Origin of the sequence: Xenorhabdus anantnagensis (assembly GCF_028598555.1) — a bacterium.
Taxonomy (GTDB): Bacteria; Pseudomonadota; Gammaproteobacteria; order Enterobacterales; family Enterobacteriaceae; genus Xenorhabdus; species Xenorhabdus anantnagensis.
The window spans coordinates 70,320-87,948 of the sequence record NZ_JAQRFN010000011.1 but is presented as its reverse complement, the minus strand read 5'-3'; the positions used below and the strand labels follow the sequence as shown (position 1 = coordinate 87,948).

6 protein-coding genes are annotated in these 17,629 nt (G+C 46.7%); 1 reads left to right on the top strand and 5 read right to left on the bottom strand.

The genetic code is table 11. The annotated features are described in order from the left end of the window. Positions 1 to 21 precede the first annotated feature (21 nt). From PSI14_RS10595 to PSI14_RS10575, 5 genes are all read right to left on the bottom strand, one after another. Positions 22 to 783 carry a hypothetical protein gene (locus tag PSI14_RS10595; protein WP_273575857.1) on the bottom strand — a complete coding sequence of 254 codons (762 nt, stop codon included), beginning with the start codon at positions 781 to 783 and terminating at the stop codon, positions 22 to 24. After that, a complete protein-coding gene (locus tag PSI14_RS10590) occupies positions 773 to 2,047 on the bottom strand; it encodes a beta-ketoacyl-[acyl-carrier-protein] synthase family protein (protein ID WP_273575856.1) in 1,275 nt (424 codons plus the stop codon). The genes PSI14_RS10595 and PSI14_RS10590 overlap by 11 nt, the downstream gene beginning before the upstream one ends. Beyond that, on the bottom strand, positions 2,047 to 3,132 hold the full coding sequence (locus tag PSI14_RS10585; protein WP_273575855.1) for a hypothetical protein: 1,086 nt from the start codon (positions 3,130 to 3,132) through the stop codon (positions 2,047 to 2,049). Before PSI14_RS10585 ends, PSI14_RS10590 begins: the two co-directional genes overlap by 1 nt. Positions 3,133 to 3,135: 3 nt before the next feature. Further along, on the bottom strand, positions 3,136 to 4,404 hold the full coding sequence (locus PSI14_RS10580; protein ID WP_273575854.1) for a beta-ketoacyl-[acyl-carrier-protein] synthase family protein: 1,269 nt from the start codon (positions 4,402 to 4,404) through the stop codon (positions 3,136 to 3,138). Between the two features lie 84 nt (positions 4,405 to 4,488). Beyond that, the gene (locus PSI14_RS10575; RefSeq protein WP_273575853.1) at positions 4,489 to 4,965 is read right to left on the bottom strand and encodes an acyl carrier protein; all 477 of its coding nucleotides are present in this window, start codon (positions 4,963 to 4,965) and stop codon (positions 4,489 to 4,491) included. Positions 4,966 to 5,793: 828 nt separating this feature from the next. On the opposite strand from PSI14_RS10575, the gene PSI14_RS10570 reads away from it, so the two are divergent. Beyond that, positions 5,794 to 17,613, top strand: a complete 11,820-nt coding sequence (locus PSI14_RS10570; RefSeq protein ID WP_273575852.1) for a non-ribosomal peptide synthetase — start codon at positions 5,794 to 5,796, stop codon at positions 17,611 to 17,613. Positions 17,614 to 17,629: the final 16 nt, after the last annotated feature.

The window sequence follows — 17,629 nt, the reverse complement described above, 5'->3', positions numbered from 1 at the left end:
CCTATTGTTAATTAAATGTTGTTAATTAAAATTTTCAATCAATGCTGAGGAGGAGATGGCTTCTGCTATGTCATTGATAAAATCCAGTGTTTCAGCTGAATAATTTCCTTCATGATACATGCGGCTCAGAGAGGCAATATCGACAATCGGGCAATCCTTCTGCATCGGTTTGTCATCACGGGTTAAAATGAAAGTAACGCCAAATTCAACAAACGTTTCGGAAATATCAGATTGCGCGATACGGTCAATCTGTCCCATGCCGGAAGCAACCACTAACGCATAGTCAATGACCCCGTTATTCAGCAATAACTCCGCTTCATTAAACGCGGATAACAACCCAATATTTCCACGTAAAAAAGAGGCGCAGTCCCCTTGAAGGGCAAGCTCCTGAGAAAGTACGCCAAGTAGGTTATTACTGAGCGACAATGTGATTAAGAAAGGATTTACCTGTTCTGATGCCCAAATGGCCTGATAAATATCCTGTTCGTTTCTTACCCCATTTTGTTCCCATTCTGGCAGCAGTTCGCCAGGCATTGGGTGAAGATAGCCATACTGGGTGGCATACAGTCCGAATTTTATTGCGGGATCGTCAATGTTCAGGCTTGATGATAGTAATAGCCTTCTGGTTGAAATCAGACATTTTTCCGTACCTTTGGAATAAAAACGCCTGAGTTTGCTATTTATCGTCAATGCACTTTCATCATTGTCAGAAACCGGGCAATTAAATTGTGGATGATCACAGTTCAGGTGATAACCAATGAGTCTGATTTTCTTACCTTTCATCATATTCCCCAATGACTAAGCACGAGTTAATACCACCGAAACCAAATGAATTTGTTATCGCGTTGTGCACAGGCGCTGCCCGTCCTTGTTGTGGAACGTAATCCAAATCACAAAGCGGATCAGGGGATTCAAGATTGATTGTAGGTGGGATGAACTGTTCTTTTACGGTCAAAACCGTTGCCACAGCTTCTATAGCTCCTGCGGCGGCTATCCAATGCCCCAACATGGATTTGATTGATGACACCAATGGCGGCTGAGTGCCAAAAATACGCTTGATAACAGCCGTCTCCAGTTCATCATTCAGGGGCGTGGATGTGCCGTGGGCATTGATATAATCAATCTGGTGGAGCTGCAATCCACTACTGCTGATAGCCTGCCTGATAGCACTTTCAGCACCAATACCACCGGGATGAGGAGCCGTCAGTTTATAGGCATCCAGAGAGGCACCGTAACCTTTAATCTCCGCATAAATTTTGGCTCCCCTGCGCAACGCGCTTTCTTCACTCTCAAGTACCAAAAAAGCCCCACCTTCGCCCGCAACCAACCCACTGCGATGTTTATCAAAGGGGCGACAAAGCCTGCTTCCCCACTTTTCTGTTACGGCAGTTGCCCCCAACAAATTCAACCCGACCAATGTGCGCAGACTGATGACGGAATCCGCCCCACCAGCCAGCATGATGGAAGCCTCTTGCCTTTTGATGGCTTGGCACGCCAACCCGATAGCATGAGTCGCGCCCGCACACGCTGCATTTACATTGACAACCGGACCAGATAACCCAAACCGGCGGGCAATCTCCACCACCATGCCATCATTACTGCATCTTACGCCGGAATAAGAACCTAAATCATTGAGTTGCTGAAACATGGACTGCATAACCGAACCATGCTGATGGCGAACGAGATGCCTATCATCTTCAGTGATGTCAGAAACTCCGCTGCATCCATAAATCCCCATGCGTTTCTCAGATAAAAATAAGGAAGCCAGCCCTGCATCTTCCAATGCCTTGGCCGCAGCAACTATGCCCATTACACCACGTCGGTCTGTAATGCCTGATTCCGGTAAATAAGCGGGGTTCTGGGCAATTAATGAATCAAAATCAATTTGAGCCGCATATTTGATTGGCAACGCCCCATTATCTGCACACACTAACGGCTTGACGGCAGATTCCCCACCACAAAGTTTTTTCCAGAAAATCTCAATATCAGTCCCGAAGGCACTGACGATCCCCATCCCTGTAACCATCACCCGATGTTCAGAAATCATCACAGCTCTCCCCCATTAAACATCCCCATGCGAAGTAAAATGGCAATACATTGATTATCCAGTCCATGAACCAGTATCCATGCCAAATCAGAAGAGTGCTGGCAGCGGGCGTTTTGATTGACGTTATCGATAGCCAGACCTTTTTTATGCATCTCAATGAGCAAGTTAATCGCCACAAAGGGGGCCGCTGCGCCGCAATATCCCATCGCTTTATCTAAATGAAATTGCAACGCAGACGGGAGCATGTCATCAACCTGTGCCGTGAATTCAGCTTTGGTTTTCCCAACATGGATAATTTGGGCAGGTAATCTATTTTCTCCCGACATCCAAGTCAGAAGACGCCCAACTTGATCACGGTTGTGAAGAGTGGTGCGAAACACTTGGGAAACCTCACCGTCCGCATGATGGCTATCTTCGTGCAACGTAATAAATGAAGCGGCTTCTGCGGGTATCCACGGAACATCTTTGATAAGGCGTTCATAGGAAAGGTAGTACCATGTGGAGATTTTCTGGCTACCTCCCCCACACAGAACAAACTGGCTGCGCGCTTCTTTAATGCTGTAATAACCTTCCAAAAATGCGTTTCCCCCAGCATCGACATGAGGAGAAAAGAATCCATTATCACCGGTAATATCAAGATGCTGGGACAAATGACTGGCCGTTGAAGTATTTAACAGTGTCAATCCCATCAATGGAGGGGTTTCAATTAATGCCCTTGAAACATAGTCCTCATCATTTTCTGCATCAAAAGCAATGGGAATTGAACTGTCATCAGCATCACTGGTTCCCAATCCAATAAATAAGCCCCGTTGTTCAGGAGGAAACTCATCGCCAAAACTATTTTCCCAAGTTTCAATCCCGGTATAGAGCACCCATCGGCTCTGTGCATTTGCTACTCGCCGAACTATCTTATCCATACGTGGCATGACAAAAGACGTTTCATCAATACACCGTTCTCCCAAGATATTGGGCAAATGCGGGGAACGGTTTGACAAATGAGCCTCTTGTATTTTGCCATGAATAATGTCATCTATACTCAGGCCATCGGGAAGCAAACTCATTCCACTGGTAATATAAATTCCCATGATTTACCCCTCAGCCCGCTTTAATATCAGACTGCTATTTTCACCGCCAAACCCAAAAGAATTGCTCATGATGTAATTGACGGACATGGCTTTTGCTGAGTTGTTGACATTAATAATGTCATCCATTTTTCCCGATTCAGAAAAATTCAAGCTGGGAAGAATCAGCCCACTCTTCAAGGTCTCAATGGAAAGTATGGCCTCCAATAGTCCACTAACGGCAAGTGAATGCCCTGTCGCTGATTTCGTGGATATAACCGGAGGGTTATGGGAGAAAAGCGCATGAATCGCTTTGCTTTCTGCAAGATCATTATTCACCGTGGAAGTACCATGGGAATTAATATGATCTATCTCTTCCGGTAATAATCCAGCCTCCTGCAAAGCCGCAGACATAGAATTGAGATAATATCGACCGGATAAGTCGGTTGATGTCATCCTATGCCCTTCAGACTGTCGGGATATTCCGGCAATTTCAGCCAATATTGGCGCTTTTCTGGCAACCGCATGGGAATAGCGCTCTACGACTAAAAATGCAGCGGCATCGGCAAGAACACAACCAGCCCTGTCTTTATCGAAAGCCCGTGAACATTGATGTAAATCTGCGAACCTACCATCATAAAGTGCCCTGACTTTCTTAAATAATATCTGCATGATCGGATGGGTGGCTTCTTCTGAGGCACCAACCAGTGCGATATCAAGTTTGCCACTTTTGAGATTCTGACATGCAGAATAAAGTGCGCTCATGCCTGCAATACAGGCATCACTGTAAACTTTTGGCAAGGCCGGAACATGCAAACGCTTTGCCAATTCCTTAACAAGTTCATAGGGAGGTGTTAACTCCCCGAAATGTTCAATATCAATATATTTTGACGGATAGGACGTTTTTTCATCATTGAAGTAATGGGATAGAGATTTACTATCAAGAAACATCTTATTATTGGCAAAAAATAATTCACAATTAGCTTGATTCAGCGCTTTATCTGCTAACCTCGCCATATGCAGACTATTTGATGCTGCACCATAGGCCATCAAAAAAACACGATTATTGGATAATTGTCCTGAAAAATTAAATTGATTACGTAACCTATCTATATCTTCCGACGATAACTTGGCACTAGGAACATTTTCTATTCCATATTCCTTTAATAGCTCATCTTCACAGATAAGTGATTTCCCTTCTGCCAATGAATTAAATAAATCACTTGGGCAATCATGATTACGAACAATCAAACCATAACCGGTTACAGCAATTCTATTTGTAGGTATACCAGCCATAGTGATTTCTACCTTAACAATACCTTATTAAAGTTACGCACTCTTCATTTACATTAAAATAACAATTTATTAATTTTTATTTCTTCAAGATATACTTCCTGATTCATTAAGAATATCTGAGCAATATTTTTCTATTTCGCCAATAATAACTTCATCAGCACTTTTCCCATTGGATTCACAAACTTTCTGACATAATGAAGCCCAATTATGTACATTGGTTTCACCAAATACATCCCCCAAAGTATTAATAGAATCCAACTGTACTTCTGTATAATTGTAACAGCTATGAATCAGCAATCTCTTACCTTCTTGCGTGAGGACATCCTCATTCAATAACTTCGCCAGCACGCTTTCAGACAGAATTTCATTAGCATGAGCAAAAACACTTTTTGTCGGCATTGTTATTCCGAATTTTTTGCCTAAATTAAATGATAAGTCAATGATATCTAAAGAATCAGCTCCTAATTCATTAATTAATGAAGAATTTTCTTTAATGTCATTTTTTTCTATAAAAAGAATAGAGGATAACTCCTCACAGACAACAGAGATATACTTATTCATACAGTCCTCATTTACAATTAAATACCCGACAATTAACCCCAGAAATAATAGCAACAAATTCTCACAGTTCATTTATTTCTGTCAATTGATAAAAATTCAGCGCAACAATAAAAATAATTAGACCCAGAATTAATTCCATAACACTTTATTCAATGAGAACAATACACTATTTAAATAACACCACCAGCCTAACTCAACTATTTGTTTTTAATAAATAACGACATCGAAAACACCACTTCAGGAAAAGATCATTAATAACAAACATTAAATCAAATTTATTTATAACTGATAATGAAAATAAATTAAAAACTCCATTCACAACCCGAAATGAAAACAATTCAAATTCTCAAAATAAAATAAAAAGCCTATATTTAAGAAATATAAAAACAATTAAACGCAATAAGATAATTCCCATAAAATAATATAAATTAATTTCTTATAAAGAGTCGTCAATATTAAAATGGATAATATTATGGATAGCACTATGGATAGCACTATGGATAGCACTATAGCTTCTATCCCCCCACCTGCACTTGGTTAGACTGCCGCAATAACCTAACAATATGACGGTTATGACAATTATCACTGTCTTGCCTTCCTGACTGGCGAAAAACCTTAGTTCAACAAAAAGTATCGACATTGAAAATCATCTCAGTTAATTTAACTTTGTTATCTCTCAAATACCCACATAGACAGTATAAAAATCCAATTTCACCATCCACAACAAGTACATTTTTTTGCCATAGAGAGATCTGTTTAACTGAAGTAATAATTTCCTTATCTTCTAATAAATAAACTAAATCAAACTATTACAAAGGAGATATAAATATGACATGCAGCCATAATCACTTCCAAAATACTTCCTTATCAATTGATGATGACGGTTCTCTCGTCTCTCATGAACACCCTCTTAGCTCACCTCAGCAAGCCGTCTGGTTTGATCAGGCTATTCATCCCGGTTCTTCCAATTACAATCTCTACTTTTTTATCTGCGTCGAAGGAGAATTGAATGAAGAATTATTTACCCGTGCCTTTGAAGCCGTTGTTTACTGTCATGACACTCTACGTTTGCGCCTTATCAACACCCATGCTTTACCCACCCAAAAAGTTGTTCAATCTCCCCCTGTAGCCGTGGATATACATGATTTTTCATCGTATTCAGACGCTGAAACCAGAGTAAAAAAATACATGAATGCCGAGTTCATGCGCCCATTTCATTTGAATGAGGTGCTGTGGCGTTCCAAATTATTACGGGTAAGCAACAACTGTCGGTACTGGCAATTTTGCTGTCATCATTTGATCATTGATGGCGCTGGTCTGTTCATGCTCGTTGACAAGGTTATCGATGCCTATAACCGCCTGATGAAAGGAGAAACACTGAATAACTCCGCTCACTCTTATCTGGATTTTATTGCGGATAACCTCAATTATCTTGCTTCTGAACACTACGCACACGATATGCAATTTTGGGTGAAGCGTTATAAGAATCTGCCTCCTCCCTTACTCCAACCTGCCTATTCCAATAACATTACAAACTATAAACAAGCCAAATCCGTTGTTTTCCAACCTGTGACTTGGTCAATCGAGCAGGCGCTTTTTAAACGTATCGAAAAAACCGTTGGCGGTCAGGGATTGCCCCTCCTGCATTTCATGTATGCCGTTCTGGCTTGCTATTTCGCACGGACGGCGAATGTGAATGAAATTGTCATGGGTATTCCCGTACACAACCGTAAAAATACGCGACAAAAGCACACGATGGGAATGTTCGCATCCGTGATCCCCATTGGCGTAACCATTTCACCGGAAGATACGATCCGTGATGTTATGCGCAAAGCCGCGACCGAAATGAGTCTTTGCTATGAGCACCAACGCTTTCCCATTGTAGATCTCAACCGACAAACACATATTCAGCAGAAAGTCGGGAATGCCCGATTATTTGACGTGACTTTATCTCTCGAACCGTTTAAGGCTAATCTGCACATGGAAGGAGAGGGCACCAACGTTAAACTTTTCGACCTGCATTCTGGTGCTCCTTACCCTCTTTCTGTCAGAATCAAGCAATACACAAATACCGCTCGTCCTGAAGACGATTTCCCGCTTTCCATTGAGTTCTATTTTTCTCCTGATTACCTGAGTATCACAGAGGTTATGGCGCTCCAGTCCCGTCTTGCCGTCTTGCTTGATGCCGCTCTTACTTCTCTGGAGATGCCATCCCTTACGAATACAAAAATAGCCAACCTGTCGATTCTGCCCGACACTGAGCGCCAGCAGATATTGGTGGATTTCAACGCCACCCAAGCCGATTTCCCGCAAGATATGTTGGTTCATCAACTGTTCGAAGCACAAGTACAACGCACACCGGATGCCATTGCCGTGGTCTTTGAAAAGCAATCCCTGAGCTACGATGAACTGAACAAACGAGCCAACTGTCTGGCATATCATCTGATTGCTCTTGGCGTGCGCCCTGATGATCGGGTGGCGATTTGTATTGAACGCAGTCTGGAAATGGTGGTCGGTTTATTGGGTATCCTCAAGGCTGGTGGCGCTTTTGTGCCTCTCGATCCGACTTATCCGACCGAACGGCTGACGTATATGCTGAATGATTCAGCTCCCGTGGCTCTGATTACTCAGACGATGATGGTGGAAACGTGGAACAGTAACCTGCCAACCATAATACTTGATACCCCAGAATGTTCTGTTTTGGATGAAAGATCGGAAGAAAACCCAAAGGTTCAATCACTGGGGCTGACCTCCCGTCATCTGGCCTATGTCATTTATACCTCCGGCTCCACGGGACACCCCAAAGGGGTCATGATCGAACATCGCAGTTTGTGTAATTTGATTACGACTCAGCAAGACACACTGGCCATCACGCCAGACAGCCGAATTTTGCAGTTTGCCTCAAACAGTTTCGATGCCTGTATTTGGGAATGTTGTATGGCACTGTTGGCGGGTGCTGGCCTTTACCTTGCCAAACGGGACAATCTTCTGCCGGGAACAACGCTGTCCCACTATTTAGAGACTCATGCCATCACCCACGCACTCTTGTCCCCCACCGTCCTGGCAACAATGGATACCATTCCGGCAACACTGCAAACCTTACTCGTAGGAGGAGAAGCGTGCCCGCCTACGCTGGTCAAACGCTGGGCGCAAGGACGACAAATGATCAATGCTTATGGCCCGACGGAAGCCACTGTTTGTGCCACGATTTACCTATGCAGAAGCTGCGGGAGTGAAAGTCAGGGAGACAGTGATAATCGGGAAAACCATGCACCGCCGATTGGTCATCCCATCCCCAATACCCAAATCCATATCCTCGACATTTACGGTCAGCCCGTTCCGCTGGGGGTAGTGGGAGAAATTTATATCGCTGGTGTCAGTGTTGCCCGCGGCTACCTGAATCGTCCCGAACTCACCGCCAAATGTTTCCTCACCGATCCGTTCTCTTCTGCGCATAGCGCACGTATGTACAAAACCGGCGATCTGGGGCGTTGGCTACCCGATGGCAATATTGAATATCTCGGCCGCAATGATTTTCAAGTCAAGCTGCGCGGTTTCCGCATTGAGCCGGGCGAGATTGAGGCCAGACTGCGGCAATGCCACGGCGTGCGTGAAGCCGTGGTCATGGCCTATGAAAATGGTTCGGCTCAAAAGCATCTGGTCGCCTACCTGCTGCCTGAAGCGGATGTTGAACTGGAGCCACTGGCATTGCGGCAACAGCTCGCGCAACATCTTGCAGAATACATGATACCCAGTGCCTTTGTGACACTCGATGCCTTTCCACTGACACCCAATGGCAAACTTGACCGTCAGGCGCTCCCTAAACCAGATCATACTGCAATCGTCACACGTAGTTACCAAGCCCCTACAGGAGAAGCAGAAATCACCCTGAGCCAAATTTGGCAAACGTTGCTCGGAGTGAAGTGTGTCAGCCGCTATGACCACTTTTTCGAGCTTGGCGGACATTCGCTGATAGCCGTTAGCCTGATCGAAAAACTGCGCGATCTGGGATGGACTCTTGACATACGAAATGTATTCACCAAGCCTGTACTGCACGAGATGGCAAAAGCGATACTGTCAGCTCAGGAGGATATGGTTCAAGGAAATGTGGAACAAGAACATGCGGCTATGTTCACAGTGCCGCCCAATCTTATCCCGGACGGCTGTACTGCTATTACACCCGACATGCTGCCTTTAGTTTCCCTATCTCAGCACGAGATTGATGCCATCGCCGCCACGATTCCTGGTGGTACTGCCAATATCCAAGATATCTATCCGCTCTCACCATTACAGGAAGGAATTTTGTTCCATTATCTGTTACAGAGACAGGGGGATACTTATCTGTTACGCAATTTGCTTGCCTTCGACACCCGCGAACAGCTCGATACCTTTCTTGGTGCCTTACAACTGGTCATTAACCGTCACGATATTCTGCACACTTCAATCTACTGGCAGGGGTTGGCACAACCGGTGCAAGTTGTCTGGCGGCAGGCATCGTTGAACATTAATACGTTTTTACCGAGTAGCGAACAGGATATCCCTTCTCAATTGCTATCACACACTGATCCCCATCAGTACCGTCTTGATGTGAGTCAGGCACCACTATTCTCTGCCGACATTGCCTATGATCCACATCAGAGTGAGTGGTTACTGGTTTTGTGTCTCCATCATTTAATCTGTGACCATATGACATTGGAACGTATTATTAATGAAATCGATGCATTATTGCGTAGCCATACATTACGTAGCCATACCGAAAGCGGGCATCTTGACAACCGCCCTTCTGAAAAGTTACCCCCAGTATTACCTTACCGTAACTTTGTCGCCCAATCTCTGTATGTGCCAGCTTCAGATCACGAAGCCTATTTCCGTAAAGAGTTCTCTGATGTAGATGCACCGACAGTTCCTTTCGGGATACTGGATATTCACAGTGGGGATAGGCAGATATCGGAGACCAAACAGCCACTTGATGTCGCATTGTCCAAAGCTATCCGCACACAAGCCCGGCGTCAGGGTGTCAGCTCCAGTATATTGTTTCATGTTGCTTTGGCGCTGGTGCTGGCAAAAACCAGTGGGCGTGATGATGTGGTCTTCGGTACGGTATTGCTGGGTCGTATGCAGGGTAGTGCTGGTATCGATCAAGTTATGGGGCTGCTTATTAATACCTTGCCCATTCGGATCAAGCTTACAGGTAATAGCGCACAGACAACCGTTCAAGAGACCTACCTCAGTTTGATGAGGTTACTGGAGCACGAACAGGCGACACTGACGCAGGCCCAGCATTGTAGTAGCGTGATCCCCCCTTTGCCGCTCTTCAACACACTACTCAACTATCGTCATAGTCAATCAGATACCACCTTGGCTAAATGGGCAGGCATACGCCTGCTGATGCAAGAAGAGAGAAGCAATTATCCCATCGGTTTGTTTGTAGATGATTGGGGAGATGGATTTAGTTTGGTTGCTCAAACCGTATCAGACATCGAGCCGATGCGTCTGATTGACTATATGACTACAGCCCTGACGGGATTGGTCGAAGCGCTGGGAACCTCACCCCACCAGCCCATTCTGGATATTTCTATTTTGCCTGTCAGGGAGCGGCAACAGTTACTGGTGGATTTCAACACGATTCAATCTTCTCAAGACCGTTCATTTTCTCAAGACCTTGCATCCTCTCAAAATACAACGGTCGATTTTCCGCAAAACGCATTGATTCACCAAGTATTTGAAAAGCAGGTACAACATAATCCCGATGCGATTGCAGTCGTCTTTGAAGGGCAATCGCTGAGCTACGATGAGCTGAACCAGCGAGCCAATCGTTTAGCGCATTATCTGATTGTCTTAGGTGTCCGCCCGGATGATCGGGTGGCAATTTGTTCTGAACGTAGTCTTGTCATGGTGGTGGGATTACTCGCTATCCTCAAGGCTGGCGGAGCCTATGTTCCGCTCGATCCAAGCTATCCTGCCGAACGGCTGGCCTATATACTTGAGGATGCCGCTCCTGTTGCCTTGCTTACCCAAACAACATTACTCAAACAGCCGGCCAGCACCGTATCTATTGTGGATCTCAACAATCTTGCCTCCCTTACTGCGGACATGCCAACCAACAATCCAGATCCCCAGACTCTTGGCCTGACCTCACGCCATTTGGCTTATGTGATGTATACCTCTGGTTCGACAGGTTTGCCCAAAGGGGTAATGAATGAGCACCGCAGTGTCGTGAATTGTTTACTCTGGGCACAGGAGACTTATCAATTAACTCCGCAGGATCGTGTTTTGCAGAAAACACCGTTCAGTTTTGATGTTTCCGTTTGGGAGTTATTCCCGTCTCTGATGTTCGGCGCTCAATTAATTTTGGCTCTCCCCGATGGTCATAAAGATCCACACTATTTATTGTCCGAGATAGAAAGACGCAGAATAACTATCATCCACTTTGTGCCTGCCATGTTACAACAGTTTCTTAATGCTATTCCCGCCGGACGCTGCTCTTCCCTGCGCCACATCTTTTGCAGTGGTGAAGCGTTTCCTTACGCCTTACAACAGAAATGTCTGTCCCATTTTGCCCACTGTCAGTTGCATAACTTATATGGCCCTACTGAAGCAGCGATTCATGTCACTGCCTGGCGGTGTGTATCCGATCGTTATATCGGACAAGTCCCCATGGGGAAACCCATCGCCAATACCCAAATTTACCTTCTTGATAACCACGGAGAACCTGTTCCAATAGGTGTGACAGGGGAGCTTTACATTGGCGGAATCGGTGTCGCCCGCGGTTATCTGAACCTTCCAGAGCTAACCGCAAAACACTTTCTTTCTGATCCTTTTTCTACCACCCCTGATGCCCGACTATACAAAAGCGGCGATCTGGCTCGCTGGTTGCCTGACGGCAATATTGAATACCTTGGTCGTAATGATTTTCAGGTCAAGATACGTGGCTTTCGTATTGAACTCGGCGAAATCGAAGCCAGACTGGGGCAATGTCACAATGTACGCGAGGCGGTTGTGATTGCCCGTGAGGATGCTTCTTATGAAAAAACAGGGGGCGAAAAGCGTCTGGTGGCTTATCTGCTCGCCAAACCGAATACAACACTGATACCGACAGAACTGCGCCAGCAACTTGCACAACACCTTGCCGAATATATGCTGCCCAGTGCCTTTGTGACGCTCGATGCCTTTCCATTGACACCCAATGGCAAACTCGACCGTCAGGCACTGTCAATGCCTGATCAGACGGCACGGGTAACCCGCAATTATGAAGCGCCCATCGGAAACATGGAAACAAGGCTGGCCGAGATTTGGCAAGAACTGTTGAAATTGGAACAAGTTGGTCGGCATGATCATTTCTTTGAACTCGGTGGTCATTCCCTGCTTGCAATCCAACTTGCCGCACGAATACGCCAGAAACTGGCGCGGGAATTGCACTTGCAGCAACTCTTTGCTCACCCTGTCCTTACCGATTTGGCTACCAAACTCACCGACACGCCTGTGACAACCCAAATTGTTGTTCCTGCTACCGATCGCAGCCAGCCACTGCCACTCTCCTTCTCTCAACAACGCTTGTGGTTCCTCACCCGCCTCAATACCGAAGTCAATCTGGCCTATCAGATCCCGATAGTCCTGCATCTCAGCGGTCATCTCGATCATGCTGCGTTTACGGCTGCGCTTGACCGCCTCGTCAGCCGGCATGAAAGTTTACGTACCCGTTTTGTCCTGATTGATGAGCAACCTTACCAGCACATTGATGCCGCAGATATCGGCTTTGCCTTGACCTGCCATGATCTACGCAGCTTAGACAGAGCAACTCGCATAACCCGTATTGACGAATTGATGGAACTCGAAACACAAACTCCATTTAATTTTACTAGTGAGCCATTGATTCGGGGACGATTGCTGCAACTGGAGAACGAAGAATACAGGCTGATCCTCACCCAGCATCATATCATCACTGATGGTTGGTCGATGGGCATATTGCTCCGCGAGCTGGGCGCACTCTATCGTGCTGCACTGGGGGAAAATGCGGCACCTTTACCGCCCCTCCCCATCCAATACGCCGATTATGCCGTCTGGCAACAGAAATGGCTGCAAGGAGAGGTTCTCATTGCACAACAGGAATTTTGGCAAAAGCAGCTTCAGAACGCACCGACATTACTGGCTCTCCCCACCGACCGCTCTCGTCCACCAGAGCAAGATTACTCAGGCGATCTCGTGCCCGTTCACCTGAATGCTGATTTATTGTCTGCTCTCAAAGCTCTGGGACAACGTCAGGATACAACGTTATTTATGACCCTGCTGGCAGCTTGGGGGATCGTGCTTGCCCGCCTGAGTGGACAGGATGATATTGTCATCGGTACGCCCGTCGCCAACCGTTCACAGAGTGAACTTGAGGGGCTGATCGGCTTTTTCGTCAATACCCTGCCTTTACGTGTTGAATTGGAGCCAAGCAACTCAGTGGCAGATCTGCTTGCCCATGTCCGTGAACGGGTACTGGCAGCCTATGCACATCAAGACCTGCCTTTTGAACAATTAGTGGAAATCCTGCAACCTGAGCGCAGCCTGAGTTACAGCCCGATCTTTCAGGTTATGTTGGCTTTCAACAATACTGCCAGCCAACATCTTGAATTATCTGGTTTATCTGTCTCATTGGTGGAGCAGCCACATCGCAGTGCGTACTTTGACCTAACGCTGGTACTGACCGAAACCCAAGATGGTCTCAGTGGTTATCTGGAATATGCATCAAGCCTATTCGACCGGACGACAATTGAACGCATGGTGGGCTATCTCACCCGTGTGCTGACTGCCATGACAACCGATGAGACACAAACCATTGCTCGTCTGCCAATATTATCAGCTTCAGAACAACAGCAATTGTTGGCGGAATTCAATCCTACTCAAACAGATATCCCACAAGATATGCTGATTCATCAATTATTCGAAGCGCAAGTGCAACGCACGCCGGATGCCGACGCGGTAGTCTTTGAAAGGCAATCTCTGAGTTATCACGATCTGAACCACCGTGCCAATCAACTGGCACACAGCCTGATTGCTTTTGGCGTGCGCCCTGATGATCGTGTGGCAATTCATGTTGAACGGGGCTCAGACATGATCATCGGCCTGTTCGGGATCTTAAAAGCGGGGGCCGGTTACATCCCGCTCGATCCAGAATATCCCACCGAACGACTGGTTTATCAGTTATCCGACTGCAAACCTGCAATACTGCTGACTCAGAAACACTTGCAGACACGGTTACCCATACAAGACATTCCTATCTGGTTGTTGGACGATGAAACTCACCAAAACCACATAAAAAAACAGCCTGCGCATAATCCAGACAGCAAACAAATCGGACTACAACCACACCACTTGGCCTATATTATCTATACCTCTGGTTCAACCGGACATCCAAAGGGTGTCATGCTGGAACATCATAATGTCGTGAGCCTCATCCATGCCCAATTTCAGGTCAGCGAACCCCAGTTGGGCGATCGCATCCTGCAATTTGTCACCGTTGCGTTTGATATTTCAGTGTCGGATATTTTCCCTACTCTGGCATCGGGTGCCACACTGGTGCTGCGTCCACCCCATATCAAAATACCAAATATCACTTTTGTCGATTTTTTGCGTGAACAAAAAGTGACTATCATAAATATACCGACCGCTTTCTGGCACCATTGGGTACAAGAAATGAGGGCAGGACGCAGCGGTTTCAGCCCCTACCTACGCACCATTATTGTTGGGGGTGATAAAGTAGAACCCCGCTATTTAAAGGACTGGCTGTCGTGCCCAGAAATACAATCCTGCCGCTGGATCAACGCCTATGGACCCACCGAGATCACCGTTACTGCCTCAACTATGATGGTCGATAGCAACATGGTGATAGATAAAGAAAATACTTTGTCTATTACCAACAACATCCCGATTGGCCGACCACTCTCCAATACACGTATCTATATTTTGGATGCACTCGGTCAGCCGGTTCCTATCGGCGTAAGCGGTGAAATCTATATCGGTGGTATGGGGGTCGCCCGTGGTTATTCAAACCAACCCGAACTGACAGCGGAGAAATTTGTCGTTGATCCATTCAGCGAATACCCCAGCGCTCGCATGTATAAGACCGGCGACTTGGCTCGCTGGCGATCTGACGGCAATATCGAGTACCTTGGCCGCAATGATTTTCAGGTCAAGCTACGCGGTTTCCGTATTGAACTGGGAGAAATTGAAACCAGATTGATGCAATGCTCCGGCGTGCGTGAGGCGATCGTACTTGCCCGCGAGCCTGCTTCTTATGAAAAAGCAGGGGGGGACAAGCGTCTTATTGCTTATCTGATCGCAGAACCCAATACAGAGCTCGTGCCAGCGGAACTGCGACAACAACTCGCGCAGCATCTTGCCGAATATATGCTGCCCAGCGCATTTGTGACACTGGATGCGTTCCCACTCGCACCAAATGGCAAGCTCGACCGTCAGGCGCTGCCGATGCCGGATCAGGCGTCAATCGTGACCCGCACTTATGAAGCGCCGCTCGGCGATAGGGAAATAGCGCTGGCCGAGATCTGGCAAACATTATTAGAGCTGGAAAAGGTGGGACGTTATGATCATTTCTTTGAGCTAGGTGGTCATTCACTGATGGTAATCAGCCTGATCGAACGACTGCGTAACCTAGGCTGGAGCCTTGATATTCGTACAGTATTCTCTTCGCCAACGCTGGCTGAGATGGCAAAAGTAATGCAAGTAGTTAAAGAGAATGCAACTGTGTATACCGTACCGCCCAATCTCATCCCTGATGGCTGCACCGCCATCACGCCCGATATGCTGCCGCTGGTTTCCCTGACGCAACCCGAAATTGATGCTATCGCCGCTACCCTGCCTGATGGTTTCACCAATATTCAGGATATCTACCCACTCGCACCATTACAGGAAGGTATGCTGTTCCACCATCTGCTGCAAACACAAGGAGACGTTTATCTGTTGCATACCTTGTTTGCTTTCGACACCCGCTATCGCCTTGATGCTTTTCTGGCGGCCTTGCAACAGATCATTAACCGCCACGATATTTTGCGCACTGCCATTTGCTGGGAAGGCTTAACACAGCCAGTACAAGTTGTCTGGCGTCAGGCTTCCCTGCACATCAACACCTTTGTGCCAGACAACGATAAAGACGTGCCATCTCAGTTACTGGCGCATACAGATCCGCACCATCACCGTATTGATGTGAACCAGGCACCGTTATTCTCCGCCGATATCGCCCATGACCCGCATCAAGGTGAATGGCTACTGGCCTTCTGCTGCCACCATATACTTAACGACCATATATCGCTGGGCCTTATCATTGCTGAAATCAATGAACTTTTGCACCAGCATACCGGACAATTGCCTCCTGCACTGCCTTATCGTCACTTTATTGCCCAGTCCTTGCGTGCACCAATATCAGACCACGAAGCCTTTTTCCGTGAGATGCTCGCCGACGTGGATACACCAACCGCCCCTTTCGCAATACTGGATGTTTACAGTGGAGATAGACAGATAACTGAAGTTATCAGGCCACTTAATGCCGCACTGTCCAGAAAGATCCGCAAGCAGGCACACCGTCAGGGAGTCAGCCCCGGAGCACTGTTCCATGTCGCATGGGCAAAAGTGCTGGCAGAAATAAGCGGACGGGATGATGTCGTCTTCGGGACAGTCTTGCTGGGACGTATGCAGGGAAGTCCCGATATCGAGCGGATTTTGGGCTTGTTCATCAATACCCTGCCTGTACGGTTCCAGCTTGCCGAAAATAGCGTACAGGCAACCGTGCAAGAGGCCTACCGCAGTCTGGCGCGATTGCTTGAGCACGAACAGGCTCCTCTGGCGCTGGCTCAACGCTGTAGCGGAGTCACTCCTCCCTTGCCGCTCTTCAATGCACTCCTTAACTATCGCCATAGTCAATTGAAACATGGTCAATCGAAACATGGTCAATCGAAACACAGCCAATCGAAACATAGCCAATCGAATACGACTAATACCGGATGGGAAGGCATACGTCTGGTCACAGGACAAGAGAGAACTCACTATCCTCTCTATTTAGCTGTAGATAATTTGGGCAAAAGCTTTCTGTTGTCTGCCCAAGCTGTGTCGGGAATTGATCCGTCACGTCTGATAGGTTATATGGCTACGGCTTTGGCAAATCTGGTTGAAGCGCTGGAAAATCAACCCCAACGGCCAATCATGGACATATCCATTATGTCTGCCACCGAACGCCAACGGTTATTGGCCGATTTCAAGGCCACGCAAGCCGACTACCCACAAGATACGTTAATATTAGCCCCTGATGGTCAATACGATCACCAAGCACTGCCGACATCTGGGCAATCTGCCGCTGTGGCCTCCGGCTATGAAACTCCCATCGGTGATATGGAAACAGCGCTGGCCCAGATCTGGCAGAAATTGCTGAAACGGGAACAGGTCGGCCGCCATGACAATTTCTTCGCACTGGGAGGACATTCGCTGATAGCGATACAATTGTTGGCGCGTATACGTGAGCAAGGCATGGAGATTCCATTGATAACCCTGTTCACGCATCCCACGCTATTTGAAATGGCTAAGGTATGTGAACTGGCTAAGACGACAAACCTAAAGTACTTAGCCGCATTAAATAATCCGAACCGTAACCATTAATCGGAATGGAATGAAT